Raw genomic sequence first — 25,769 nt, 5'->3', positions numbered from 1 at the left:
GATTTGCCGTCTGCGCCGCCGGGGACCATGGCCCTTGGTAATAAACAGGTAAAACGGGTTGGATCAGCGGTGCTGATTTCCTGGCATTCTCCATGGATTGAAATAATATTATTATTGTAAATAATAATAAAATCGGGCGAATAATAATACCGATTTGATATTTCCTGATAGTCATGAAATAACTTACCTGCGTTTTGCGTATGCCGTTGTCGGCTCCCTTTCCGTCAGAAACAGGCTCTGATTGCGGGAGATGCTTCTTCCATCCTTTGCTGGTAAATAGCTCGCCACTGTTAATGGATCATAATTAACTATCATTAAGTAACCATCATTAAGTAACTATCATTAAGCATACGGTCTTTATAATAAAACAAGGTCAATCATACACACCATAACCATTGTATATATGATTATGTTTAATCTGTTATACTATTATCCCGTTAATCTACAATATTATTCAGGCTAGGGGAACCTTGCAATGGTGAAGCGGCGCATTTCCTCAGCGACAATCATAAAATTGAGCGTATGTTATCATTATATTTTTTATTCTTAGGAATTTTATTTATTGAACGAGGATTATTATTTTTTATTGAATGAATACGTTGTTTCAATTTTTTATTGCCGGCGGTAAAAAAAGCCGGTCCGCCGGCGGCGATTCAGGTTGCCACGGGCGGACCGGCATCAGAACGATCAGATGTGTTTACCCGCCTCAGGGGCGCCTGCGGCCATAGCCTTGACTTCGCCGATGGCTTTTAATTTTTTGGACAGTTCGCGACGCTCTTTCGACAGCTCGGCGTTTTTGATGATGTAATCATCCACGCGATCCTCATAGTCGGTGCGCATGCTGGCGATGATGGCCTGCACTTCCTCGATGGTCATGCCCGGCTTGAGATAGTCGCTCAGATTGTCCAGCAGCAGGACACGCTTCTGGTTATCGCGGATTTTTTTCTCGTTATCGGCTATTTCACGCTGCAACTTGTTTTTACGGCGAAACATTCGCACAAACTCCAGGACATCCTGGAATGAAGGCTTGATGTGATCCATGTCAATTTCCTTGCTGAAGTCATAGGTTGAAAACGGTGCGCAAACGCATAGTCATTACCTTACAGAGTAGCAGCTATCCGGTGCAATGGCATTTCACTATGTTACCCGTTTTTACCGCCGGGCCATAATTCATTCTTCCTGTTGCGGCAATGGCTTACGCAACGCCTGACACAGCAGCCGCGCCAACTGCTCCAGCTGTTGCGTCAGCTTCAGGCTCAGCCAGACGTAGCCGAATATCGGCGCCTCCACCTCGTTACGCTGGCTGGCCTGCTCCATTAATAATTTGAGCTCGGCGGCGATGACCGCCAGTTCGCCGCTATTGGCGACAATCGGCGCCGGATTGCCCTGGCGCAGCGCCTCGGCGAGGGTCACCAGCGCGCGCAGGGTTACCCTTTGCGTACTGCGCAGGGTGGTGGCGTTGAGCAGGATAAAGTGGCTCTCGCGCGAGGCCCACCAGGCGTCGATTTGCAGTTCCAGTACGCAGACGATATTACGGCTGAGATCCTGGATGGCGTCGAACACCTCTTTGGCTACCGCGCTTTCCTTGCTGGCCGGCGTCACCAGGGTGCCCGTTTTGCTGACATCGGCCAGCAGTTTTTTCAGGCGCCCGTCCAGGCGGGGGCGTTCGATGATATTGGGCGAAAGGTAGGCGGCGTAGATTTTGCTGAGGGCAATCAGGCCGAAACTCATCTTCATGCGCCAGTGAATAAACGCCCGCTGCGGGTAGATGCTGGTAAACAACAGCGCCAGCAGCGAACCGATAATCACATCCCCGCTGCGCCACAAGGCGGTTTGCATATCCCCCGCCCCGGCGCCGCATACCACCGCCAGGGTGATGCCGATAAGCAACGCCAGGTAGGGACGCTTGCCAAGCGTCAGGTAACCGCAGATAAACATCACCAGGCCGCACCATATCAGCATCAGCGGCAGGGAATACAGCTCCAGCCGCAGGCCGATAAGCCCCGACGCGGCGCCAAAAACGGTGCCGATAATGCGCTGAACCGCCCGCTGCAGGACATTGCCCCAAAAGGAAATCGGCCCCATTACCACCACCAGCGTGATCAGCGGCCAGGTGCCCTCCGGAATATCCAGCAGACGGATAATCATAAAGGTCAGCACAAAAGCCAGGCCGATGCGCAGGCCGTGGGCAATGCGGTAATGCTGGTAAATGGTATGTTCTAGTGAGGAAATCTGTCTGTCCAAACGCACGGGAAATCGACCTGGCAAAAACGAAGCGGGATAGGTAGTTTAATGAAATTAACTACTTTTCACATCAATAATTAGTCTTCCATATTTCAAATTGTAACCATGGCGCTATAAACAACTCTTTTCTCTAAGGGCAGGGTTATCCCGCTATAATGCTACATAACATAAAAATATTATTAATCATAAGGTTCGTCTCGACGCACGCCGTGTGGCGAGCGGTTTTGCAGACGCCCCCGGCATCCGGTCAGGCCGCCAGGCAAAACCCGCGGCGTCAAGGAGCCTGTCTAATTCACTTACATCTTTTTACCGGGGGGCTAAACGCATCCCGTCGGATTTTGATGCGTTAATTCAAGCAGATAAATCTAATGCTCACATTGCTGCTCCGCAGCCGGCCTGTGTTGCCGGAGCGGTAGGAACCGGTACCATTGCAAAGTTACGTAATTGTTAGCAACATATTCATAATTTGCTAGCAGGAAGAATCCTTTATAGTTATGGGGTTTACGACCCCGGCTTAGCCGGTCGTTTACCGCAGATAACAGTGCGGAGCCTGCACAGGCACGCCACAATAAGAGACGGGAAGCACATATGCGCAAAAGAAAAAAAACGCTGCCGGGGGTAACCCGCAGGCAGCTTCTTTCCTATTCCGCCGCGACCTTGGCTATCGGCGCGGGCGTAAGCGCCAAGGCGGCCACCCTCGCCGGCGCGCCGGGCTGGCAGCCCTTCGCGCACAACCCGACGGAAACCTTTGCCGACCAGGGCTGGCTGTTTTTTAACGATAAGGAAGTGGCGACGCTTGAAGCCATGGTCGAGCGGTTTATCCCCGCCGACGAGCTCAGCGTCAGCGGCAAAGACGCCGGATGCGTGGTATTCATCGACCGTCAGATGAAAGGGTTTTACGGCACCTTCTCCCGGCTTTACCGTGAAGGCCCTTTTCAGGAGGGCACCCCCGAGCAGGGCGACCAATCCCCCCTGGTGCCCCAGCAGCGTTACCGCATCGGCCTGGCCGATTTGGATGAGTATTGCCGCAGCACCTTTCAGAAAGCCTTTCACGAACTTCCGCCCGAACAGCGCGATAACATTCTGACCGGCCTGGAAAAAGGGGATATCAAACTGGCCAATATCGACGCCAAACTGTTTTTCAAACAGGTGCTGGACAACACCATGGAAGGCTTTTTCGCCGACCCGATGTACGGCGGCAACCGCGATATGGTGTCATGGAAAATGATTGGTTTTCCGGGCGCGCGGTACGACTACCGCGATCTTATCGAACAGCATAATCAGGATCTTCATTTAACGCCGGTAAGCATTGGCGGCAGTGAGCAATGGAAAACCAAGGGATAACACCATTATGGCAAAGAAACTCCCCAAAACCGATGTGGTGGTGATTGGTCTGGGCTGGGCGGGGGCGATTATCGCCAATGAACTGACCGACGCCGGCCTGGAAGTCATTGCCATCGAACGCGGCCCGTGGCGCGATACCGCGCGGGATTTCAACGTCGCCTCGGTGACCGACGAGCTGCGCTATAACCGCAGCCAGGAGCTGATGCTGCGCACCAAACAAAATACCATTACCGTACGCAACGATCCCTCGCAAACCGCCCTGCCCATGCGCAGCTGGGGATCGTTTCATCCCGGTAACGGCACCGGCGGCGCAGGCAACCATTGGGCGGGCATCACATTCCGCTTCCAGCCGGAAGAATTCCGCCTGAAAAGCCATCTGCTGGAACGCTACGGCGCCGACGCCATGCCAAAAGAACTGACCCTGCAGGACTGGGGCACCGATTGGCAGGAGATGGAGCCGTTTTATATGCAATTCGAGCGGCTGGCGGGCACCTCGGGCTATGCGTCCAATGTCAATGGCACCCGGCGCGACGGCGGCAACCCCTATGAGGGCATGCGCTCCGGCGAGTATCCCACGCCGCCGATGAAGCAGCCCTACGGCCCGACGCTGTTTGCCGAAGCCGCCCGAAACCTGGGCTATAAAGCCTTTCCGGTTCCCTCATCCCTGGTATCGCAGGCGTATACCAACCCACTGGGCGTGACCATGGGCCCCTGCACCTACTGCGGTTTTTGCACCAACTACGGCTGCGCCAACTATTCCAAGGCCAGCGCCATAACCACCGTGCTGCCGGTACTGGTGCGCAAGGACAATTTCTCCGCCCTGACCAACAGCGAAGTCATGAAAGTCACCCTCGACTCCACGGGCAAACGTGCCACCGGCGTGGTCTATATTGATTCCTCCGGCGATGAATGGGAACAACCCGCCGACCTGGTCATCGTCACGGCATTTACCTTTGAAAACGTGCGCCTGATGTTGTTATCCGGCGTGGGAAAACCCTACGATCCGGTGACCAATACCGGCACCACCGGCCGCAACTACGCCTACCAAACCGCCAATTCGGTACAGCTGTTTTTTGATAATAAAAACTTCAATCCGTTTATCGGCGCCGGGGCGGTCGGCATGGGCATCGATGATTTCAATAACGACAATTTCGATCATACCGGCCTGGGCTTTTTCGGCGGCGGCAGCATCCGCGTCACGCCCATCGGCGCCGCGCCGATCGCCTATCACCCCACCCCGCCCAGCGCGCCGACCTGGGGCAGCGAGTTCAAGCGCCAGGTCAAGAAAAACTACCTGAGCAGCATGAGCATTGGCTGCGAGGCCAGCAGCTACAGCACGCGCACCAATTACTTGTCCCTGGATCCCAATTATAAAGATCCCCTGGGCCGGCCCTTGCTGCGCGTGACTTTCGATTTCTCCCCCAACGATCTGAAGATGGCCGCGTATTGCACCGGCAAAGTCGGCGAGATCGCCAAGGCGATGAATCCGCGGGAATACTATATGCGCCCAATGAAGGGCCACTGGAATTCGGCGCCCTATCAGTCATCCCATATCGTCGGCGGCTTTGTTATGGGAAGCGATCCCGCCAACAGCTCGGTAAACAAACACCTGCAGGTCTGGGATGTGCCCAACCTGTTTGTGGTCGGCGCTTCCGCCTTCCCGCAGAATCCCGGCTATAACCCCACCGGCACCGTGGGGGCGCTGGCCTTCAAGGCCGCCTACGCCATTCGCCACTACTACCTGCAACGCCCCGGGGAGATGATCACCGCATGAAAAAGCTGATTTCATTTTACGCCGGCCTGCTGGCGCTGGCCGCCTGGACGGGACATGCCCAGGCGCAGCCGGAGTATGATCAGGTGGAAAAGGGCCGCTACCTTGCGGTGGTGGGCGATTGTACCGCCTGCCATACCACGGATGCCGCCAAACCCTTTGCCGGCGGGTTCCGTATCGACACGCCATTCGGCGCCCTGCTGGGCGCCAATATCACGCCGGATGTGGAAACCGGCATCGGCAAATGGACGTTTGATGATTTCCAGCGGGCCATGTCGGAAGGGATAGGCCATGGCGGCAAACGTCTCTACGGCGCGATGCCGTTTACCGCCTATACCAAAATGAGCCGCGAGGACAATCAGGCGCTGTGGGCCTACCTGCAAACCCTCCAGCCCATTTACCACCCCGTGGAAACCAATCAGCTGCCGTTTCCGTTTAACATTCGCACCAGCCTGATTGCCTGGAACTGGCTGAATTTCACTAAGGGCGTCTACACCCCCGACCCGACCCAATCCGCCGCATGGAATCGCGGCGCCTATCTGGTGGAAGGCCCCGGTCACTGCGGCACCTGCCATACGCCCAAGAACCTGCTGGGCGGCGACAAGAACGACAATTTCCTGCAGGGCAACAGCCTGGGGGCATGGTGGGCCCCCGATATTACCAATAACGCGCATACCGGCATCGGCGCATGGAGCGAAGAGGATCTGATAGCCTACCTGCGCACCGGCGTCAACCGTTTCGATATCGCCTCCGGCCCGATGGCGGAAGAGGTGGAACACTCTTCCCAGCATTGGCATGACGCGGACCTCAAGGCGGTGGCGGTCTACCTGAAGGCGGGCAAGGCCTCAACGGACAAGGCGCCCGCGGCCCTGGCCGCCGATGACAGCCGGATGGTGGCGGGCAAGGCCATTTATTTCGATCGCTGCTCGGCCTGCCATAACTCCTCCGGCACCGGCGAGGCCAATATTTTCCCGCGCCTGGCCGAAAATCCGCTCATCCGCGCGCCCAACGCCGCTTCGCTGATAAACGTGGTGCTGGCCGGCAGCCGCGCGGGCGCCACCGACAGCCGTCCCACCGCGCCCGCCATGCCCAGCTTCGCCTGGAACCTGGATGACGCCCAGGTGGCGAATGTCCTGACCTATATCCGCAACAGCTGGGGCAACGCCGCGGCGCCGGTCAACGCCGACGACGTCAAGGAGATGCGCAAAACGCTGCGGCCCTGAGGCGCGGCGCCCTTCATCGTACAGGCAGAGCCGGCCGCAGCGCCGGCTTCGCCCATTTCATGGCAATGCTTGTTAATCTTATTTAATTACTTAATTCTTTATTCATATTTGCATTAATTGAATAACAAACTAATGTGCCAGGTTTATTTTGTCAAAAAACAACTTATTTACTGATAACTCTTATCCGTATAAATTCATATTAATATTAAATTATAAATAAAATAATTTTAACGCTATTTTAATTTCATATTAATTAATAGGTTAACGATAAAATAGATCCTTTTTTTCAGACCCCACTGTGATAGTTTTTATTTATGGGCTAAGATAACGAATAGTTCTTGGTAAAGCCGATTATCTGGCCCATTTTTCACGAAATAGGTTTTGTCGCCTTTATTTATACCTCTTAAATGATATACCTGGATATATGATAAACATCTCACGTTCTTTAGCCTGGAGATTAGTTTTCCTGCTAAGTGGTTTATTCTGGCTCTGTGTTATCGGCCTGTTCGCCTGGATTTAAATAGCGGACGAAACCGCCCGCGCCGGCGATCGGCGCGGGCCGGCCCCGTTATTTCATCAGCGGCAAGGCCTGATAAGGCACTTCCGTATCGCTGCGTTTATCCAGCCGGTAGGCTTGGTAGGCCGAACGTAAGCCGAATAACAAAATGCTGATCATCACAAAGATAAACAGCGCGGTCAGCCCGGCGTTCAGCTGATTATTGAATACCAGCCGTCCCATTTCCTCCATGGTTTTGGCCGGTGCGATTATCTGATTCTGGTCGATGCCCGCCTGGTATTTACGCGCTAGCGCAAGAAACCCCACCCGCGGGTCGCCGGACAGGATTTTCATCAGCCCGGCGGTGGTGGTGCACACCAATAAGAACGCCATCGGCACGCCGGCCACCCAGGCGTAGACATGACGTTTCATCTTGAACAGCACGACAAAACACAGGGTCAGCGCCATGGCCGCCAGCATCTGGTTGGCGATGCCGAACAGCGGCCACAGGGTATTGATGCCCCCCAGCGGATCCACAACGCCCTGGTAAAGGAAATACCCCCAGGCGGCCACGCACAGCGCGGTGGCGATGATATTGGCCGCCAGCGAATCGGTGCGCCTGAGCGACGGCACCGCCACGCCCAGCAGATCCTGCAGCATAAACCGTCCGGCGCGGGTGCCGGCATCCACCGCGGTGAGAATAAACAGCGCTTCGAACAGAATGGCGAAATGATACCAGAACGCCATGCTGATACTGCTCACGGCCTGGCTGAGGATATGCGCCATGCCGACCGCCAGGGTAGGCGCGCCGCCCGCCCGGGACACGATGCTGGTTTCGCCCACCGATTGCGCGTAGTCGGTCAGCATCTGCGGGGTGATCTCAAATCCCCAGCCGCTGACCGCCGCCGCCGCCGCTTCCACCGTCGTGCCGCCCAGCGCCGCCGCCGGACTGTTCATGGCAAAATAAATGCCCGGATCGATAACCGACGCGGCAATCAGCGCCATGATGGCGACGAAGGATTCCATCAACATGCCGCCATAGCCGATAAAAGCCGCCTGGGTCTCGTTTTCCAGCATCTTGGGCGTGGTGCCCGAGGCAATCAGCGCATGGAAGCCCGACACCGCGCCGCAGGCGATGGTAATAAACAGGAAAGGAAACAGCGTACCCGACCATACCGGCCCGGTGCCGTCGATAAAACGGGTCATGGACGGCATTTCCAGCGTCGGGGCGATAAACACGATGCCGATCGCCAGCCCGACGATGGTGCCGATTTTCAGGAACGTGGACAAATAATCCCGCGGGGCCAGCAGCAGCCAGACCGGCAGGATGGACGCCACGCCGCCGTAGATAATCAAGGTCCAGGTCAGCTGTTTACCGTCCAGGGTAAAGAAAGGCGCCAGCGTGGGGCTGCGGGAGATATCGCCGCCGTAGATAATGGCGGCCATCAGCACGATAAAGCCGATGATCGAGATCTCGCCAATTTTACCCGGCCGGATAAAACGCAGGTAGATGCCCATGAAAATCGCCAGCGGGATGGTACAGCCCACGGTAAACGCGCCCCACGGACTGTTGGTCAGGGCTTTAACCACGATAAGCGCCAATACCGCCAGGATAATTATCATGATCATAAAAGTGCCGAATAACGCAATCACCCCGGGAACCGCGCCCAGTTCCTGTTTGATTAAGTCGCCAAGCGATCGTCCGTCCCGCCGCGTCGACACAAACAGCACCATGAAATCCTGCACCGCGCCCGCCAGCACCACGCCCGCCAGGATCCAGATCATGCCGGGGAGATACCCCATCTGCGCCGCCAGAACCGGACCGACCAGGGGACCGGCGCCGGCAATGGCGGCAAAGTGATGCCCAAACAGCACATATTTATTCGTGGGGACGTAATCCAGTCCGTCGTTATGGCGATAGGCCGGCGTCATGCGCGTCGCGTCCAGCCGCAGCACGCGGCTGGCGATAAAGCGGCTGTAATAGCGATAGGCAATCAGATAAACCGCCACCGCCACCACCAGGATCCACAACGCGTTAATTTTTTCGCCGTTATGCAAGGCGATAACGCCCATCCCAAAAGCGCCCGCAACGGCAACCAACACCCAAACCAGATGGGAAGCAATGTTTCGCATACACCCGCTCCTTGATAATGTATTAGCTAACTGAATAAAACGCTGTGCAGGAATGACTGAAATGTTTTATTACTATTTCTCATAACATTGCTTAAACCGTTTTGACAGACGCAATTTTCATAAATGTGATCCGCCAGGAAAGCTTGAACTATCTCTTACTGAAAATCAGACATCGGCTATAATTGTGCGCGCCCAAATATCACCCGGCCCCCGCCACCGGCGGCACGGCGCGCCTTGGCGGCGCTGGTGATAAACCTACTCGGGGGGCTGATGGCGGCATGGCGGCATGACGTAATTAAGATATGTCGCAGCGGTTAAACCGTACGCAAGGGCCGTGAAAAGTCCAGGCGCCACCCAGCCGGCGGCAGCCATGGCGGGGTAATCTATTCCCACTCCGGCGTGCCGTTATCCCAGGCAGACTATTTTTTATTGTTTAAACGCTTGTGCACCAATAACGCGGCAATAGCCGGAACGCCGAACACCAGCGCCAGCACCGGCAGTTCTTCCAGCAGCGTATAACCGGCGCGGAACACACCCACGCCCAGGTTGGCCAGGGAGATGACCAGCCACAGCACCATAAAAGCCTTTACCGCCGTCGCTATGGCCGGGCGGCCGACAAAATGCGCGCTATAGGTAAACAGGCCGAGCAATGCCAGGCCAACCACCACGATAATTAATGTATGCATGCGGTATTATCCATAAAAGGTCCATAAGCACTGTTTAATCACCATCGCGGCTACCGCTTCGGTTCCCGGTGCAAACCGCCATGATACTGGCTATCCCGGTACGAATGGCGCGCGCTTGGTGACCTGGGACGACGCCCGGCAGGCGGGACAATCGCAGGACATCTCGCGTGCGCAATTATCCGTTCATGTTCACCATAATCCCAACTTTCAGGTTGGGCGACGGCTTCATCCAATCGGTAAGCGCATGCTGGTGGCGCATATTCAGCAAGCGTTGGTCTATGCGATTTACGGCTATCGCCGGGCATGTGTCCTCCAGTCTCCCCAGTCAGAGGCTGAAGGCCTCACCCCGATGAATGCAAAACGGGCGTAGCGATATTTGCGTAATAACAGGGTGTGCTTGAGCGGAAAGCGCCATAAATATGATGGAGCATAATGATATCGGCAAAATGCCAACCCCGGGTAACCGGGCAACGGTATTGACTCTGGAAAGGATGCTGGAAGACTCGAAAGAAAACCCGCTGGATAGCGCGTTAGTTACCGCACGCCCAGAGAATATCAACACCGGCGCATTATTACATACGCTTCAGTCAGGGTCTAGCCAATGATCATTGCCAGACTTATGCAGCATTGATAACAAAGTTATAGCCGCTAATTAACACGCCGCCTTCAATGGTTAAAAAAACACCATTGTCCAACAAAATCCTTATCATTCATATTGTTGAAATAAAAAATCAATCATCATTCTTCTTCTTCATTTTGATGATTTATTGATAATAAAGTGATACCATAATTGTTACATGTTAATTTAATCAAGCGTAACGGTATCGATGAGATGGCTAAGCTTTTTTTTGAACCTTCATCAGTTCAATTTTATAAATATTGCTTGGTAGGATTAATAAATACTGCAGTCACTGCTGTTGTCATATTTGCCCTAATGGCAATAGGCACAAATATGTACCTGGCCAATTTTTCTGGCTATGTTGTGGGTATTCTCTTCAGTTATTTTATCAATAGCATATTCACTTTCAGTCAACAAATAACTGGCTACAGGATGCTAAAATTCGCCCTCGGTTGTTTGTTATCGTATATCGTCAATGTTGTTATCATCAAACTTGTACTTTTCATCATTCCGGATTCTATTTATGTTGTACAACTATTTGGGATGATTGCATATACTATTACTGGTTTTATCATTAACAAAATTTGGGTTATGAAATGAAGACCTTTAGAAAATGTCCCTCACTAGATATAGTCGTGCCTTGCTATAATGAAACCGAGGCATTCCCTTTTTGTCTGGCTGAATTAAGAAATATCATCAATCGGTTAAAAAACAGAGAGTTAATTTCATCACAAAGTGGCATTTTATTTGTCGATGATGGCAGTAAAGATGATACTTGGCGTCTTATCTCTGAGTCTTGCCAAGGTCATGATAACGTAAAAGGTATAAAATTATCCCGCAATAAAGGACATCAGGTTGCCCTTATCGCAGGTTTGGGAAAATCTGAGGCAGACATTGTTGTCAGTATCGATGCCGACCTGCAAGATGATACTAATGCTATTGAGGATATGGTAGTTAAGTACCATGAAGGATTCGATGTAGTCTACGGTGTCAGAAACAATCGACAATCAGATACTTTTCTTAAAAAAAATACTGCGTTACTATTTTATAAGCTCATGTCATTCATGGGTGTTAATCAAATTCAAAATCATGCTGATTTTAGGCTATTATCCAGAGTGGCCCTTAACGCCTTACTGGATTACCGCGAAGAAAATATTTATATCCGGGGTTTAATCCCAATGCTTGGTTTTCCTTCGACACAAGTTTTTTATTCACGAAGTAGTAGAGTTGCGGGCGAGTCTAAGTATCCATTGAAAAAAATGCTATCTCTTGCTGTTGAGGGCATTACTTCATTAACTATAACGCCCTTAAGAATGATTGCAGTGTTTGGATTATTTATAGCGGCCCTTTCAACCCTGGCAGGTATCTATGCTATCACTGAAAAATTATTAGGTCGTACAGTTGATGGCTGGGCGTCAGTAATGATAGGGGTATTTTTTCTTGGCGGCGTACAGATGCTATCTCTTGGCGTTATTGGGGAATATATAGGAAAAATATACGTCGAGACCAAACGCAGGCCAAAGTTCTTTATTTCTGAGGAAAAAGGTTATAACGATGTTAAATAATAAAACGAAATGTTTAATACTGAACCTATTAGCATTTATTATATTATCAGTCATCTATGCATATATTGCAAAAATAATCCCTTTAAATTCTGATGGAGCTTCTATTCTTCTGGAAGGTAAAGATTTAGGCCAGGGTAATTTCTTTTTACAAGACTGGCATCTTTCTACCGAAACCTATTTTTTTACTGATGTTATTTTTTATGGTATTTTCACTAAGATTTTTGGTTATCACATTTGGCAATGGTATGTTATACCCGGTATTCTGTACGCTGCAACAAGTATCGCCGCAATAAATTTGATAAAGGTAAAAGCGAAATCAAATATTTGGTTGCCCTTTGCAGTATTCGCTGTTCCCGGTGGCTTTATCGCCACAATAGCAGTAAGACCTTGTATACATATCGGCACTTATGTAGCCATATTAATCACATATTTGTTAATTGATCATTATCAGCGCCCCGGCAAAAAAAGCATTACGCTGAAAATCATCCTGCCTTTTGCATTTGCACTGATATTATTCAGTGACAGAATTTCCCTATACCTTTTATTTATACCTGTTTTTATTTCCTTTATTGTAGATGTGCTTAAGGGAGAAAAATGGCGTAATGCTGACATTCTAATTTTCGCACTGATCGGCTACTTTTTTAGCAAGGTAATAGCAAAATTATTCCTGCTAATGAATGGATTTCATCTTCCCGGCACGACACTGCCTGCGTTTGTTGAATTTGATAAAATTTTTAATAATATTTATTTATTTGTATTATGCTCGCTTCACTTTTTTGATGCGATGTTTTTCGGCAAACCCATACAAGACACAAGCGCAATTTTTAACTTACTGCATTTTTTATTATTTTTAGCATTAGTAGTAGGCGTTGTAAAAGTTGCAAAGAATATCAAAACATTGTCTTTTGTCGATTGTTCACTTATGGTGGCAGGAATAACGCTTAGTGTTGCCTTTCTCGCAAGCAATATGCCTATTGATTTAGCCTCAGGCCGCTATTTATTCCCTGTCTATGTGTTTATGTCGATACTGGTCGGGCGAAACATCGTCCTGACTAAACGATGGCAAGCGCTGTTTATTTTTATCACCATCGTTTTGGCGATAAACACCCTACATGGATACAGGCACCAACATGCTGCCCGTACAGTACAAGTCGAAATACGTGAAACGCTTCAGAAGAATGGCCTAACCCGTGGTTTTGCGACTTTCTGGTATGCTTCTGAAACGGCGGCGCTAGGTGATATTATCATTGCGCCGGTAAATGATAATATTGATCCCTATCTATGGCTGACAAAAAATTCATGGTATGACGCCGGGAATAACTTCGTCATAGCTGAAAATAATCATATAGAACAAATTGCCCGGCAAAAATTTGGCATGCCCGATCGCGTGATTGAAGTCAGAGACTGTAAAATAATGGTATGGAATCATGTAATTAGCCTTAAATAATTACGAATCAGGCGGGTTCTCCTTTGCGGAGGGCCGCCTATCTTTACTTTTCTCTGATGTGACATGCAGACTTTCCGCAAGCTGTTCTGATAAGCCACTGAATTGTAGTGTAAGTAGATCGTTTTTAGTTTCACGCATTTTTTGAGATTTCAGGATCTTCAGCCATCAGCCGGTACTCTTCCGGCGCCAGGTTGTTCAGGGATTCATGAGGCCGCTCGCTATTATATTCAGTACTTAATTCAGTGTCCTGAACAAATAAAAATCCAGTATTTCTGTCCGGTACGTCCGGTTAAACGATTCGATAAACGCATTCTGTGTCGGCTTGCCCGGCCTGATAAATTCCAGTATCACGCTATGCTCTGCCGTCCAGTGCGCCAGCGTAAGCAATATCAGTTCCGGACCGTGGTATAAGCGTAACAGTACAGCAGAGGTACATGAAGCATACTGACAAACTCTTCCAAGACCCGCAGGATCTGAGATTCGGTGAAACGCGTTTTTTCATGAGGAGCCTTCCGTTAATTGTATTTTAACCAGAGAACGCCATTACGCGGGAAGGCTAAATTCAGGGGGACTACAGGTGTTACCACGGCCTCATAAGTGATTGCCGTGTCTTGGGTTGGCGGGACAAGCCCTACTATTGATTTCCCCGGCACCACAATTACGTGAAGTTTCGCTATTAAAGCATCTTGGGTACAATAGTGCCGGTGACCCCATACTGTATCGCCCTTGCGCCGTTAACCGAGCCGCACCATCCCGGCTGCCACAGCGGTTTCCAGTGCCAAACGCGGTGATTCGCCGGTCATCCCGGTAGGGTTTAGCGGTTAATCATGACATAATACGCCGATAAAGCCGATGATAACGATCGGCGCTATCCACCCAACCGGACTTTTGACCATCGTGGCTACTACTCCCAAGCAACCGAGCTTTCTGGTGCATGATTACGAAACCTTCGGCAAACATCCGGCGCTGGATCGGCCCGCCCAGTTCGCGGGGATCCGCGCCGGGCTGGACTTCGAACCGCTGGAAGAGCCCCAGGTATTTTTCTGCAAACCGGCCGACGACTACCTGCCCGATCCCGAGGCGGTGCTGATTACCGGCATCACGCCGCAGCAGGCCGCCCGCAAGGGCGTCTGCGAAGCGGAATTCGCCAGGCGGATCCATGGGTTGTTCAGCGTGCCGGATACCTGCATTCTCGGTTACAACAATATCCGTTTCGATGACGAAGTGACGCGCAATATTTTTTACCGCAATTTCTACGATCCCTACGCCTACAGCTGGCGCCAGGGCAATACGCGCTGGGACCTGCTGGACGTGATGCGCGCCTGCTACGCGCTGCGTCCCGGGGGCATCAACTGGCCGCTTAATGATGACGGTTTGCCGAGCTTTCGCCTGGAGCACCTTACCCGCGCCAACGGCGTTGAACACGCCAACGCCCATGACGCCATGGCCGATGTCCACGCCACGCTTGCCATGGCGAAGCTGGCCCGACAGGCGCAGCCGAAGCTGTTCGAGTATCTCTACCAGCATCGCGGCAAGCAAAAGCTGAAAAGCCTGGTGGATATCGCCGCCATGAAACCGCTGGTCCATGTTTCGGGCATGTTTGGCGCCGGGCGCGGCAATACCAGCTGGATTGCGCCGTTGGCCTGGCACCCGGAGAACCAAAACGCCCTGATCGTCTGCGACCTGGCCGGCGATATGGAGGTACTTCTGGATCTCAGCGCCGATGAATTGCGTACCCGCCTTTATACGCGGCGCGATAAGCTCGGCGAACTGTCCGCGGTGCCGATTAAACTGGTGCATATCAATAAATGCCCGGTGCTGGCGCCCGCCAGTACCCTGCGCCCGGAGGATGCGGAACGCCTGGGGATTGACCGCGAGCGCTGCCTGCAAAACCTGCAGGTGCTGCGCCGGCACGCCGGCGTGCGGGAAAAAGTGGTGGCGCTGTATGCCGAAGCCGAGCCCTTTGCCGGATCCGATAACGTCGACGCCCAGCTGTACGATGGTTTTTTCAGCGATGCCGACCGCGCGGCCATGGATATTATCCTGGCAACCGATCCCGTTAACCTGCCGGCGCTGGATATCAGTTTTGTCGACCCGCGCCTTGCCCCGCTGCTGTTTCGCTATCGGGCGCGTAACTTTCCCCACACCCTCGATGACGGTGAACAGCAACGCTGGCTGGCATACCGCAAAGGATTATTTACCCCGGAAACGCTGCAAGCCTATGTGGAAAACCTGGAACGGCTCTATGCCGAACATGCCGGCGATGAGCAAAAAACCCGCCTCCTGAAGGTGCTGTTTGATTATATGCAACAGCTTTAATAAACTGACATTAACTTTATAACCGGCTATGTTTCACCCTAGCCTGAAGTATAAACACCAGAGAGATTAGGAATGAAAAAAAGTGGGCAACGGGGTTACAGCATTTGGCTGCACCCTTCCTTTTTTGCAATAAATATTATATTGGGTATGATATTAAGTTATCATTTTGTGATGATTAACTTCAGTGCGGACAATGATGTCGCCAATTCAATTATCGTTTGGCATGAAATCCAGCTTCATGGTTTTTCGGTGTTATCCCAGTGGCGGCCCACGGTGGATAACTGGTACTTATCCACCTACCCTATTCATTTCCTGCTGTTTAAACTTACAGGATCCACTTCAATATCCATTATTAAATTTATTGAAATTTCCCAAGTTTTTTTAGCCGCGGTGATATCATCCTTAATCTGTTTTCACAAAACCCGCAGCCGTTACGCCTTTTTGTTGATTCCATTCTTCTGCGGTTTATCCGTATTTGCTTACAGTGTAGCCTATATTTCACATCCTTTTTCCCATAACCTGACTAATTTGTATGGGCTGGCATGCGTTTATCTGTATATTGTTAAACCGCAACAATTTAGTTTTCCTTATGAGATTGGACTCTGTGCGCTGATAATTATAGCCTCTGTTTCGGATCCCTGGTTTCAGGCGGCCTATTTTCTGCCATTATTTTTGACCAGTCTCTATTCTGGTTTTATCGCCAGGACGCAGCCCAAAAAATATGTTATTCCGTTATTTATTACCGGCATTATCCTTTTTACACATATTATTGAACGACTTCTTCATTTACCGGTGGCCCGTTTCACGCTGGGCGCGCCTGAACAGATGCTGGCAAATGCCTATTGGTTTCTGGTGGGCGTGGGGGGCAGCCTGAATGTCTTTTTTATCCAGACAGATAATCTAAAGATAATTTCGGCCATTATCCTTATTCTCCTCTACTTTTATACCCTTATCACTATGGCCAAGCATGATAGTCTAGATAGGGTTATCTTTCTTTCCCTGGCTGGCATTACCTCGGCTTTTATTTTAAGCAGTGTCCCCGGGGCCTCCTATAGCGCGCGTTTTTTTGTCAACATTGTCTATCTGGCCATTATCGCTATCTTCACCAGCGCGGTGTATCGCATGCACAAACCGCTGTTGGGCTTCCTAGGCATTCTGTTTTTGTCTGGTATCTACTCCCATTGGCAGGTTGCCGCTAATGGACAGGATCGGTCCATGAGCGAATTGCGCGCTTTTCTGGAAAAAAACGATCTATCTTACGGTTTCGGCCCCTATTGGGACGCCAAAACGCTGGCGCTCGCTTGGGATACCCAGTGGAAAATACTGATACGCCCTGTCAGCTTTGATAAGGCCACCGGACTGATGCTGCGCGGCGGCCGGTCGCAAACGTTTAACTATTGGTATATACCTGAAACCAACGATAAGCCGCAAAGACAGTTTATCGCCGTGGCCAAAGGCGGCGAGGAATGTCCGGATTTGCAGCTATGTCTTGACGGCATTGTCAGGCAATTCGGTGAGCCTGAGGAAAAACTCAGCTTTAACAACCTGTTATTTTATGTGTACAACCGCCCTATCATCACCTACTCCGCGCCGGAGCTTGCCTCCGCCGGCGAACTTCGTTTCGGCTGGAAACACAGTGATTATATTTGGCAAGGCTGGAGAAAATCCTCGGAGCCGGACTATCGCTGGACCGAAGGACTAACGGCGCGGATGGCCTTTCATAAAGCGGCACCCTGGCGGCGAGGCGTTTTTACCCTAGCGGCATCAACCAATCAACCGGTCAAAGGGGCAATTTACTACCGTGATAAAAAAATCAAAGACCTCGATTTACCGCCAGGGGATCAGCGCATTCAGTTTGCCATTGATAATATTGACAGCGATGACGGCAATATCGCTATTAAAATCGCATTCGATGCGCTGAAAAGTCCACGCGACCTGGGTACCGGGCGGGAACGGGAAAAACTGGGTCTGGCCGTTAACAGGATAAGTTATCAGTTTGATTAACAATCAGGCGTTCTTCAGCATCCAGTCGATTTCCGTTGGCGTCACCAACTGCTCGAAATGGCTGAGTTCGGCGTGCTTGCAGGCATGATAAACCCGGCAAAAACGCGCGCCCAGTAATTCCTGCAGGCGCGTGCTCTCCCGAAACGCCCGCAGTGCCTCGCTTTGCCGCAGCGGCAGCGGCGCGCCCTGGTGTTCATCGCCGCCGTTGCCGGTAATTTCCTCCGGCAGCGGCGGCTGGTTATCCAGGCCGTGCAGCATGCCCGCCAGCGCCGCGGCCAGCGCCAGGTAAGGATTGACGTCCGCGCCCGGCACCCGGTATTCCACCCGGTGGTTATCGCCATCGCTACAGGGAATGCGCAGCGCCACGGTACGATTGTTATAGCCCCAATTGGCCCGCACAGGCACATACATGCCGTGCTGAAAGCGCCGGAATGCGTTAACGTTGGGCGCCAGCAGCGCCATGGAAGCGGGCATCAAATCGAGCATGCCGGCCAGGGCGTCGCACATCAGGCCGGCATGGCGGCCGCAGCCGTCGGACAGCACGTTATTACCCTGCCCGTCGCGCAGGCTCAGATGGATATGCAATCCGCTGCCCGCAAACGCCTCGTAGGGTTTGGCCATAAACGTGGCCTGCATGCCATGGTTTTCCGCCACCAGCCGCACCAGCCGCTTTAACTGCAGGGCCTGGTCGCAGACGGTAAGCGGGTTATCGCCATGGTGAAGGTTAATCTCGAACTGGCCGGGGCTGGACTCCGCCACGGCGCCGGCGGCGGGCAAGCCCTGCAGGCAAGCAAGCCGGTCGATATCGTTGAGCACCGCGGCAAAAAGGTCGAGATTATCCAGCGAATACACCTGGCTTTGGGTATGGCGATCGCCGGTTCCCGGCGCGCAGGGCGGCTGCAGCCGGCCCGCCGCGTCGCGCGCGCGATCCACCAGGTAGAATTCCAGTTCCACCGCCGCCACCGGGCTAAAGCCGCGCGCGCGCAACTGCTGCCACACCCGATTGAGAACATTGCGCGGCTCGACGTCAAAAGGCGCGCCGTCCTCATCAAGCATGGTCAGCAGCAGTTGGGCGGTTGAATCGGGATCGGCGGCGGATGGCGCCAGGGTACCGGCGACCGGCACGCAGACATGATCGGGCTCGCCTTTTTCCTGCCCCAGCCCGGCATCCTCCACCGTGTGGCCGTAAAGGTTGATGGCAAACAGCGACGCGGGGAAATAGCATCCGTTTTCAATCGTGGAAAGTTCGGTCAGCGGGATACGTTTACCGCGGAAACCGCCGTTAAGATCGGTGAGAAAAATATCGACTTGCTGAGTTTGGGGGTGGCGTGCCAGGTAAGCGGCGATCTCACGCTGGAACGCGCTGGTTCGCTGCCCGTCGGCGAGCATTGCGCGCCGCGCCTGCGTATCCATCTGCTGCGCGGGCCGCGTCCTGAGAACATCTATTGCTACGTGGTTGTGCATAGTTTACCCGCTGAAACATCCCTTTTGCATAACATTGGCGGACAGCAAACCGGCAGGCGCGATATTGCGCCTGCTCTAAAAACATAGCGCCAAGGCCGTTTTTTGGCAAATCCGGCTTTTGACCACATCCAGTCTTTAGCCAATCAGGCCCTGACGCCCCCGCCCGGCTCACGACAGGCGCATCGGCATCAGGGCCGGATCCGGATACAGGTATTCAAACCCCAGCTCGCGGCAAATCCGGCTGCCGTCGATGGTTTTACCGCTATCCTGCGCCCGGCCATCGCCGGCCTCGTCGGCCAGGTATTCCGGCGGGGTCAATGCCAGTTCCCGCGCCCTGGCCGGATAATAATCGCGCTTTGCCGGATGGCGCGGCGCGCAGATATTATAGATATGCCCGCCCTTAGGCAGCTTGAGCAGCAGCTCAATGGCGGCGATGACATCCGACTGATGCACCAGATTAACGCCGTGCGACCCGCCCGGCAACCCAGTCTTGCCCGCCAGGAACCGGCCGGGATGGCGGCTCGGTCCCACCAGCCCGGCAAGGCGCAGGATATCCACCGACGTATTGGGCAGGCGATGCAGCCAGCGCTCCAGCTCCACCAGGCACGCGCCCGCGGGCGTTACCGGCGCCAGCGGGCTGTCTTCGCGCAGCAGGCCCGCCGTATCGCCATACACGGCGGTGGAGCTGGTGAAGATAATGCGCGGCACGGCAAACGCCAGGGCGCTGTCCACCACCTGCTGCACCGCCAGCAAATAGTCGTCGGCGCGTTCCATAGTGCGGCCCGCCGGCAGGGTAATAATCAAGGCGTCCACCTGGAACAGCGCCGCCAGGTCGTCCTGCTCAGCGTTGATTTCCGGCGTCAGGACCAGCGGATAGCACTCCACGCCGCACATCCTGGCCGCCTCGACGCCGTCCGGCGTGGTTTTAGTGCCGGCCACCCGATATCCCCTGGCAAGCAGCGATAACGCCAGCGGCATTCCCAGCCAGCCTAAACCCACTATGGCGATTTTTTTCATATATGCTTCTCCCTCAGGCGTCTGGTACGTTAAGGCGTGATCTTCTGCAAAACCGACCGCGCGGGCCCGCGCCCCACAGAAAGAAAATAGTTGCATTTGCCACTAAAGATCGTTAGTTTTGATTTAAAGACGGCTTACCCTGGCCATGCTACTACTGTACTCGCTACAAATGTAATACTACGTATGTAATTTTCAGCGCGACAGTACAACCTAGACTGCTCAACCCAGTACAACGGAAATTATGATGAACAACGTTCTGTTTAACCACCATCATCACCATCACCCTGACTAGTCTTTCAGGCGTTTGGTGCTGGAAGACATAATATCTTCCAGTGGCGCAGAATGTAAGAGAGAGCCCTCGGAAGATATCTTCCGAGGGTTTTTTTTTGGGCTTAACACATTTTATTTCAGGCAGAGGACAGTATCTTGGACAAATCACGGTTACGGATAGCGATGCAAAAATCAGGCAGGCTGAGCACGGATACGCAGCAGCTGCTTGAACATTGCGGCATTAAAATCAATCTGCAGCAACAACGCCTGCTGGCCTTTGCGGAAAATATGCCCATAGATATTATGCGGGTGCGCGACGACGATATCCCCGGCCTGGTGATGGACGGCGTGGTGGATCTGGGCATCATCGGTGAAAACGTGCTGGAGGAAGAGCTGCTTAATCGCCGCGCCCAGGGCGAGGATCCGCATTATTACATGCTGCGGCGCCTGGATTTCGGCGGCTGCCGCCTGTCGCTGGCCCTGCCGCTGGATGAACCCTTTACGGGTCCCCAATGCCTGCAGGGCAAACGCATCGCCACCTCCTATCCGCACCTGCTTAAGCAATACCTGGACAAACTCGGCATCAACTTTAAGTCATGTCTGCTCAACGGTTCCGTGGAAGTCGCGCCGCGCGCCGGCCTGGCGGACGCCATTTGCGATTTGGTCTCCACCGGCGCAACCCTTGAGGCCAACGGCCTGCGGGAAGTGGAAGTGATCTACCGCTCCAAGGCCTGCCTGATTCAAAGCGACGTCGAACTGCCGCCGGCCAAACAGGCGCTGATCGATAAGCTGATGATCCGCATCCAGGGGGTTATCCAGGCGCGCGAATCCAAATATATTATGCTGCACGCCCCGGCCGAACGCCTGGACGAGATCGTGGCCCTGCTGCCGGGCGCGGAACGCCCCACCATTTTGCCCCTGGCCGGCGATAAACACCGCGTCGCCATGCATATGGTCAGCAGTGAAACCCTGTTCTGGGAAACCATGGAAAACCTGAAAGCCCTCGGCGCCAGCTCAATCCTGGTGCTGCCGATTGAAAAGATGATGGAGTAAGCGGCCGATGACCACCTCCCCTTTTTCCACGCCGGTACGCTGGGACGACTGCTCGGCCGGCCAACAGGCCGCGTTGCTGGCCCGTCCCGCGGTGGCGGAGTCCGATCGCATTAGCAGCGCCGTCGGCGAGATTATCGATAGCGTCCGCCAGGGCGGCGACCAGGCCATCAAAGCGTTTAACCTGCGGTTCGACCATATCGCCACGGCGGAATTACGCGTCAGCGATCTGGCCATCCGCCAGGCCGCCGATCGCCTGTCGCCCGCGGTAAAACAGGCCATGGCGACGGCGGTGGCCAATATCGACTGCTTCCACCGCGCCCAGCAGCTGCCGCCGGTGGATGTGGAAACGCAGCCCGGCGTGCGCTGCCGCCAGCTCACCCGTCCCGTGGCGTCGGTGGGTCTCTATATTCCCGGCGGCTCCGCGCCGCTGCCCTCGACGGTATTGATGCTGGCCACGCCCGCGCGCATCGCCGGCTGCCGCCGGGTGATCCTCTGTTCGCCGCCGCCGATTGCCGATGAAATCCTCTATGCGGCGCAACTGTGCGGCGTGCAGGACGTCTTCCAGGTGGGCGGCGCCCAGGCCATCGCCGCCATGGGGTTCGGCAGCGAATCGATTCCGAAAGTGGATAAAATCTTCGGTCCCGGCAACGCCTGGGTGACCGAGGCCAAGCGCCAGATAAGCCAGCGCGCGGGCGGGGCCGCCATCGATATGCCCGCCGGTCCGTCCGAAGTGCTGGTTATCGCCGACAGCGGCGCCACGCCGGCGTTTATCGCCGCCGACCTGCTCTCGCAGGCGGAGCACGGCCCGGATTCGCAGGTGATCCTGCTGACCCCCGACGCGGCCATCGCCGAAGCCGTGGCGCTGGAAACGGACGCACAGCTTGCCCTGCTTTCCCGCGCCGCCATCGCCCGTCAGGCGCTCAGCGCCAGCCGCCTGATCATAGCCCGCGACCTGGCCCAATGCGTGGCCATCAGCAACCGCTACGGGCCGGAGCATCTGATTATCCAGACCCGGGACGCCGAAAGCCTGGTGGCCGACATCACCAATGCCGGCTCGGTGTTCCTGGGCGACTGGTCGCCGGAATCCGCCGGCGACTATGCCTCCGGCACCAATCATGTCCTGCCGACCTATGGCTATACCAACACCTATTCCAGCCTGGGCCTGGCGGACTTCCAAAAACGCATGACGGTACAGGCGCTGACGCCGCAGGGCCTGCTGGGGCTGGCCCCCACCATTGAGATCCTCGCGCAGGCGGAGCAGCTCACCGCGCATAAAAACGCCGTTACGCTGCGCGTCGCCGCGCTTAACCAGGCCCAGGCCGCCTCATCCACCCCTGCGCCGTTAACGGCCGATAAGGAGCAATAATGTCCATCAGCCAACTGGCGCGCGCCAATGTACTGGCGCTCGAGCCTTACCAATCGGCGCGCCGCCTCGGCGGCAAAGGGGATGTCTGGCTTAACGCCAATGAATATCCGCTGCCCCCGACGATTGAACCGCGTCCCGGCAACCTCAATCGCTATCCCGCCTGCCAGCCGGCGGGGGTCATTAACAGTTACGCCGCCTATGCGGGGCTGCAGCCGGATCAGGTATTGGCCTGCCGCGGCGCCGATGAAGCCATCGAACTGCTGATCCGCGCGTTTTGCGAGCCGGGCCGGGATGCCATCCTGTTTTGTCCGCCCACCTACGGCATGTACAGCGTCAGCGCCGAAACCTTCGGCGTAGCCCGGCGCACCGTGCCGGCGCGCGACGACTGGCAGTTGGATCTGCCGGCCATCGAGGCGCAGATGGATGGCGTCAAGCTGGTTTATATCTGCAGCCCCAATAATCCCACCGGCAATATTATCCGCCCGGACGATATCAAGCGCCTGCTGGAAGCGGCCCGGGGACGCGCGCTGGTGGTGGCCGATGAGGCCTATATCGAGTTTTGCCCGCAGGCGACGCTGGCCGGCTGGCTGGCCGACTACCCGCATCTGGTTATCCTGCGCACCTTGTCCAAGGCGTTTGCCCTGGCCGGGCTGCGCTGCGGCTTCACCCTGGCCGGCGCGGACGTGATCCAGCTGCTATTAAAAGTGATTGCCCCCTACCCTTTGCCGCTGCCGGTGGCGGATATCGCCGAACAGGCGCTCAGCGCCGACGGACTGGCGCTGATGCGCGCCCGGGTGGCGGAGATCGCGGCCACCCGCCAATGGCTGGCCGCGGCCTTGCTGGAATGCGCTTGCGTGCTGGAAGTCTATCCCAGCGCCAGCAACTACCTGCTGGCGCGCTTTGACCCGGCAAGCGGCGCCTTCAAGGCATTGTGGGATCAGGGCATTATCCTGCGCAACCAGAGCGCCCAGCCCGGCCTGCGGGACTGTCTGCGCATTACCATCGGCACCCGCGGCGAATGCGAGCGGGTGGTTAACGCCCTGCGCGCGCTGCGCAGCGACGTCGACGTTTCTCGCAAGGAGGCCATGTGAGCCAGAAACTGCTGTTTATCGATCGCGACGGTACCCTGATAAGCGAGCCGCCGGAAGATTTCCAGGTGGATCGCCTGGATAAGCTGGCCCTGGAACCCAACGTTATTCCCGCGCTGCTGGATCTGCAAAAGGCCGGCTTTCGCCTGGTCATGATCACCAACCAGGACGGCCTGGGCACCGCCAGCTTTCCCCAGGCGGATTTCGATGCGCCGCATAACCTGATGATGCAGATTTTCCGCTCCCAGGGCATCGTGTTTGACGACGTGCTGATTTGCCCCCACCTGCCGTCTGACGGCTGCGACTGCCGCAAGCCGCTCACCGGCCTGGTAACCGGCTACCTGGAGGACGGCCGCATCGATACCGCCAATAGCTACGTGATTGGCGATCGCGAAAGCGATATCGCGCTGGCGCATAATATGGGTATCAATGGGCTGCGCTATCACCCCGAGACCCTGGGCTGGCAGGCGATTGCCGACCTGCTCACCCGCCGCGATCGCCATGCCCACGTCAAGCGCGTCACCAAGGAGACGGATATCGATGTGCAGGTCTGGCTGGATCGCGAGGGGGGCAGCAAGATCAATACCGGCGTCGGCTTTTTCGACCACATGCTGGATCAGATCGCCACCCACGGCGGTTTTCGCATGAATATCGCGGTCAAGGGCGATTTGTATATCGACGATCACCATACGGTGGAAGATACCGCCCTGGCGCTCGGCGAGGCGATTAACCAGGCGCTGGGGGATAAACGCGGCATCGGCCGGTTCGGTTATATGCTGCCGATGGACGAATGCCTGGCGCGCTGCGCGCTGGATATTTCCGGGCGCCCGCACCTGGAATATAAAGCGGAGTATACTTATCAGCGCGTCGGTGATTTAAGCACTGAAATGGTCGAGCACTTTTTCCGCTCGCTGTCTTATGCCATGGCCTGCACCCTACACCTGAAAACTAAAGGCAAAAACGATCATCACCGCGTCGAAAGCCTGTTCAAGGTCTTTGGCCGCACGCTGCGCCAGGCTATCCGCGTGCAAGGCAACACCCTGCCCAGTTCGAAAGGAGTGCTGTGATGAAGGTCGTGATACTTGATACCGGTTGCGCCAATCTGTTCTCGGTTACCGCCGCGGTGCGCCGGCTCGGCTACCAGCCCGTGGTCAGCCGCGATACCGATATCGTGCTGCATGCGGACAAGCTGTTCCTGCCCGGCGTCGGCACCGCCCGGGCGGCGATGGATCAATTGCGTGAGCGCGGCCTGATTGAGCTTATCAAGGCCTGCACCCAGCCGGTATTGGGCATCTGCCTCGGCATGCAGTTGCTGGGCCGCGAAAGCGCCGAGAACGGCGGCATCACGACGCTTGGCATTATCGACGCTCCGATCGACAAAATGACCGATTTTGGCCTGCCCCTGCCCCATATGGGCTGGAACCAGGTGCATCCCCATCATGACAACCGGCTGTTTCGCGGCATCGGCGACGGCAGCTACTTCTATTTTGTCCATAGCTACGCCATGCCCCTGTGCGCCGCCACCATAGCCCAGACCCATTATGGCGAGCCGTTTACCGCGGCGGTGGAGCAGGATAATTTTTTCGGCGTGCAGTTCCATCCTGAACGCTCCGGCGCCGCGGGCGCTCAACTGCTGAAGAATTTTCTGGAGATGTAAACG

General features: G+C 54.6%; 20 protein-coding genes, 1 pseudogene and 1 other annotated feature. Of the genes and pseudogenes, 14 read left to right on the top strand and 7 right to left on the bottom strand.

Annotation, left to right across the window (positions count from 1 at the left end; genetic code table 11):
• Nucleotides 1-687 precede the first annotated feature (687 nt).
• Entirely contained in the window at nt 688-1,041 is a 354-nt protein-coding gene (locus ACL2XM_RS04145) for a DUF496 family protein (protein ID WP_410014400.1), read from the bottom strand.
• Nucleotides 1,042-1,170: 129 nt separating this feature from the next.
• Complete coding sequence (locus ACL2XM_RS04140) at nt 1,171-2,250, bottom strand: FUSC family protein (protein ID WP_413732453.1); 1,080 nt, start codon at nt 2,248-2,250, stop codon at nt 1,171-1,173.
• 582 nt (nt 2,251-2,832) lie between these two features.
• Between ACL2XM_RS04140 and ACL2XM_RS04135 the strand changes: the two genes are divergently transcribed.
• Genes ACL2XM_RS04135 through ACL2XM_RS04125 form a run of 3 tightly spaced genes read left to right on the top strand, consistent with a single transcriptional unit; the run spans nt 2,833 to nt 6,582 of the window.
• On the top strand, nt 2,833-3,588 hold the full coding sequence (locus ACL2XM_RS04135) for a gluconate 2-dehydrogenase subunit 3 family protein (RefSeq protein ID WP_410014398.1): 756 nt from the start codon (nt 2,833-2,835) through the stop codon (nt 3,586-3,588).
• Nucleotides 3,589-3,595: 7 nt separating this feature from the next.
• The gene (locus ACL2XM_RS04130; RefSeq protein ID WP_410014397.1) at nt 3,596-5,362 is read left to right on the top strand and encodes a GMC family oxidoreductase; all 1,767 of its coding nucleotides are present in this window, start codon (nt 3,596-3,598) and stop codon (nt 5,360-5,362) included.
• Entirely contained in the window at nt 5,359-6,582 is a 1,224-nt protein-coding gene (locus ACL2XM_RS04125; protein WP_413732452.1) for a c-type cytochrome, read from the top strand. The genes ACL2XM_RS04130 and ACL2XM_RS04125 overlap by 4 nt, the downstream gene beginning before the upstream one ends.
• Nucleotides 6,583-7,150: 568 nt before the next feature.
• On the opposite strand, the gene ACL2XM_RS04120 is transcribed toward ACL2XM_RS04125, so the two are convergent.
• Nucleotides 7,151-9,211, bottom strand: a complete 2,061-nt coding sequence (locus tag ACL2XM_RS04120; protein WP_413723225.1) for a carbon starvation CstA family protein — start codon at nt 9,209-9,211, stop codon at nt 7,151-7,153.
• A gap of 419 nt (nt 9,212-9,630) precedes the next feature.
• Complete coding sequence (locus tag ACL2XM_RS04115; RefSeq protein ID WP_410014394.1) at nt 9,631-9,897, bottom strand: hypothetical protein; 267 nt, start codon at nt 9,895-9,897, stop codon at nt 9,631-9,633.
• Nucleotides 9,898-10,316: 419 nt separating this feature from the next.
• On the opposite strand from ACL2XM_RS04115, the gene ACL2XM_RS04110 reads away from it, so the two are divergent.
• From ACL2XM_RS04110 to ACL2XM_RS04095, 4 genes are all read left to right on the top strand, one after another.
• Entirely contained in the window at nt 10,317-10,502 is a 186-nt protein-coding gene (locus ACL2XM_RS04110; protein ID WP_413728035.1) for a hypothetical protein, read from the top strand.
• Nucleotides 10,503-10,729: 227 nt separating this feature from the next.
• A complete protein-coding gene (locus ACL2XM_RS04105; protein ID WP_413723226.1) occupies nt 10,730-11,116 on the top strand; it encodes a GtrA family protein in 387 nt (128 codons plus the stop codon).
• Entirely contained in the window at nt 11,113-12,081 is a 969-nt protein-coding gene (locus tag ACL2XM_RS04100) for a glycosyltransferase family 2 protein (RefSeq protein WP_413732451.1), read from the top strand. Before ACL2XM_RS04105 ends, ACL2XM_RS04100 begins: the two co-directional genes overlap by 4 nt.
• Nucleotides 12,071-13,528, top strand: coding sequence for a hypothetical protein (locus ACL2XM_RS04095; RefSeq protein WP_413732450.1), 1,458 nt, complete (start codon nt 12,071-12,073; stop codon nt 13,526-13,528). Before ACL2XM_RS04100 ends, ACL2XM_RS04095 begins: the two co-directional genes overlap by 11 nt.
• 130 nt (nt 13,529-13,658) lie before the next feature.
• On the opposite strand, the pseudogene ACL2XM_RS04090 reads toward ACL2XM_RS04095, so the two are convergent.
• Nucleotides 13,659-13,948: pseudogene (locus tag ACL2XM_RS04090) on the bottom strand (integrase core domain-containing protein); the annotation flags it as partial.
• Nucleotides 13,949-14,380: 432 nt separating this feature from the next.
• Here ACL2XM_RS04090 and sbcB point away from each other — a divergent pair.
• Both sbcB and ACL2XM_RS04080 read left to right on the top strand, forming a co-directional pair.
• Nucleotides 14,381-15,847, top strand: coding sequence for an exodeoxyribonuclease I (gene sbcB / locus ACL2XM_RS04085; protein ID WP_413732448.1), 1,467 nt, complete (start codon nt 14,381-14,383; stop codon nt 15,845-15,847).
• Between the two features lie 72 nt (nt 15,848-15,919).
• Entirely contained in the window at nt 15,920-17,851 is a 1,932-nt protein-coding gene (locus ACL2XM_RS04080; RefSeq protein WP_413729824.1) for a hypothetical protein, read from the top strand.
• A 3-nt stretch (nt 17,852-17,854) separates the two neighbouring features.
• On the opposite strand, the gene ACL2XM_RS04075 is transcribed toward ACL2XM_RS04080, so the two are convergent.
• Both ACL2XM_RS04075 and ACL2XM_RS04070 read right to left on the bottom strand, forming a co-directional pair.
• On the bottom strand, nt 17,855-19,264 hold the full coding sequence (locus ACL2XM_RS04075; RefSeq protein WP_413733183.1) for a glutamine synthetase family protein: 1,410 nt from the start codon (nt 19,262-19,264) through the stop codon (nt 17,855-17,857).
• Nucleotides 19,265-19,483: 219 nt separating this feature from the next.
• Nucleotides 19,484-20,332: an SDR family oxidoreductase gene (locus tag ACL2XM_RS04070; protein ID WP_413732446.1), complete on the bottom strand. Its 849-nt coding sequence runs from the start codon at nt 20,330-20,332 to the stop codon at nt 19,484-19,486.
• Between the two features lie 267 nt (nt 20,333-20,599).
• Nucleotides 20,600-20,720 (top strand) — a sequence feature (His leader region).
• A gap of 35 nt (nt 20,721-20,755) precedes the next feature.
• On the opposite strand from ACL2XM_RS04070, the gene hisG reads away from it, so the two are divergent.
• The 5 genes from hisG to hisH are packed head-to-tail and all read left to right on the top strand — an operon-like array spanning nt 20,756 to nt 25,766.
• Nucleotides 20,756-21,655, top strand: a complete 900-nt coding sequence (gene hisG, locus ACL2XM_RS04065; RefSeq protein WP_410016774.1) for an ATP phosphoribosyltransferase — start codon at nt 20,756-20,758, stop codon at nt 21,653-21,655.
• A 7-nt stretch (nt 21,656-21,662) separates the two neighbouring features.
• A complete protein-coding gene (gene hisD, locus ACL2XM_RS04060; protein WP_410014390.1) occupies nt 21,663-23,021 on the top strand; it encodes a histidinol dehydrogenase in 1,359 nt (452 codons plus the stop codon).
• Nucleotides 23,021-24,112 (top strand): histidinol-phosphate transaminase, encoded by a 1,092-nt coding sequence (hisC, locus tag ACL2XM_RS04055; protein WP_413732444.1) that lies wholly within the window; start codon nt 23,021-23,023, stop codon nt 24,110-24,112. The genes hisD and hisC overlap by 1 nt, the downstream gene beginning before the upstream one ends.
• Nucleotides 24,109-25,176 carry a bifunctional histidinol-phosphatase/imidazoleglycerol-phosphate dehydratase HisB gene (gene hisB, locus ACL2XM_RS04050; RefSeq protein ID WP_413728029.1) on the top strand — a complete coding sequence of 356 codons (1,068 nt, stop codon included), beginning with the start codon at nt 24,109-24,111 and terminating at the stop codon, nt 25,174-25,176. The genes hisC and hisB overlap by 4 nt, the downstream gene beginning before the upstream one ends.
• Complete coding sequence (gene hisH / locus ACL2XM_RS04045) at nt 25,176-25,766, top strand: imidazole glycerol phosphate synthase subunit HisH (RefSeq protein WP_410014387.1); 591 nt, start codon at nt 25,176-25,178, stop codon at nt 25,764-25,766. Before hisB ends, hisH begins: the two co-directional genes overlap by 1 nt.
• Nucleotides 25,767-25,769 lie beyond the last annotated feature (3 nt).

The sequence above is a fragment of the Sodalis sp. RH20 genome, assembly GCF_047324205.1.
GTDB lineage: Bacteria > Pseudomonadota > Gammaproteobacteria > Enterobacterales > Enterobacteriaceae > Acerihabitans.
The sequence above is the reverse complement of the archived record's forward strand: the minus strand, read 5'-3'. Positions and strand labels throughout refer to the sequence as shown.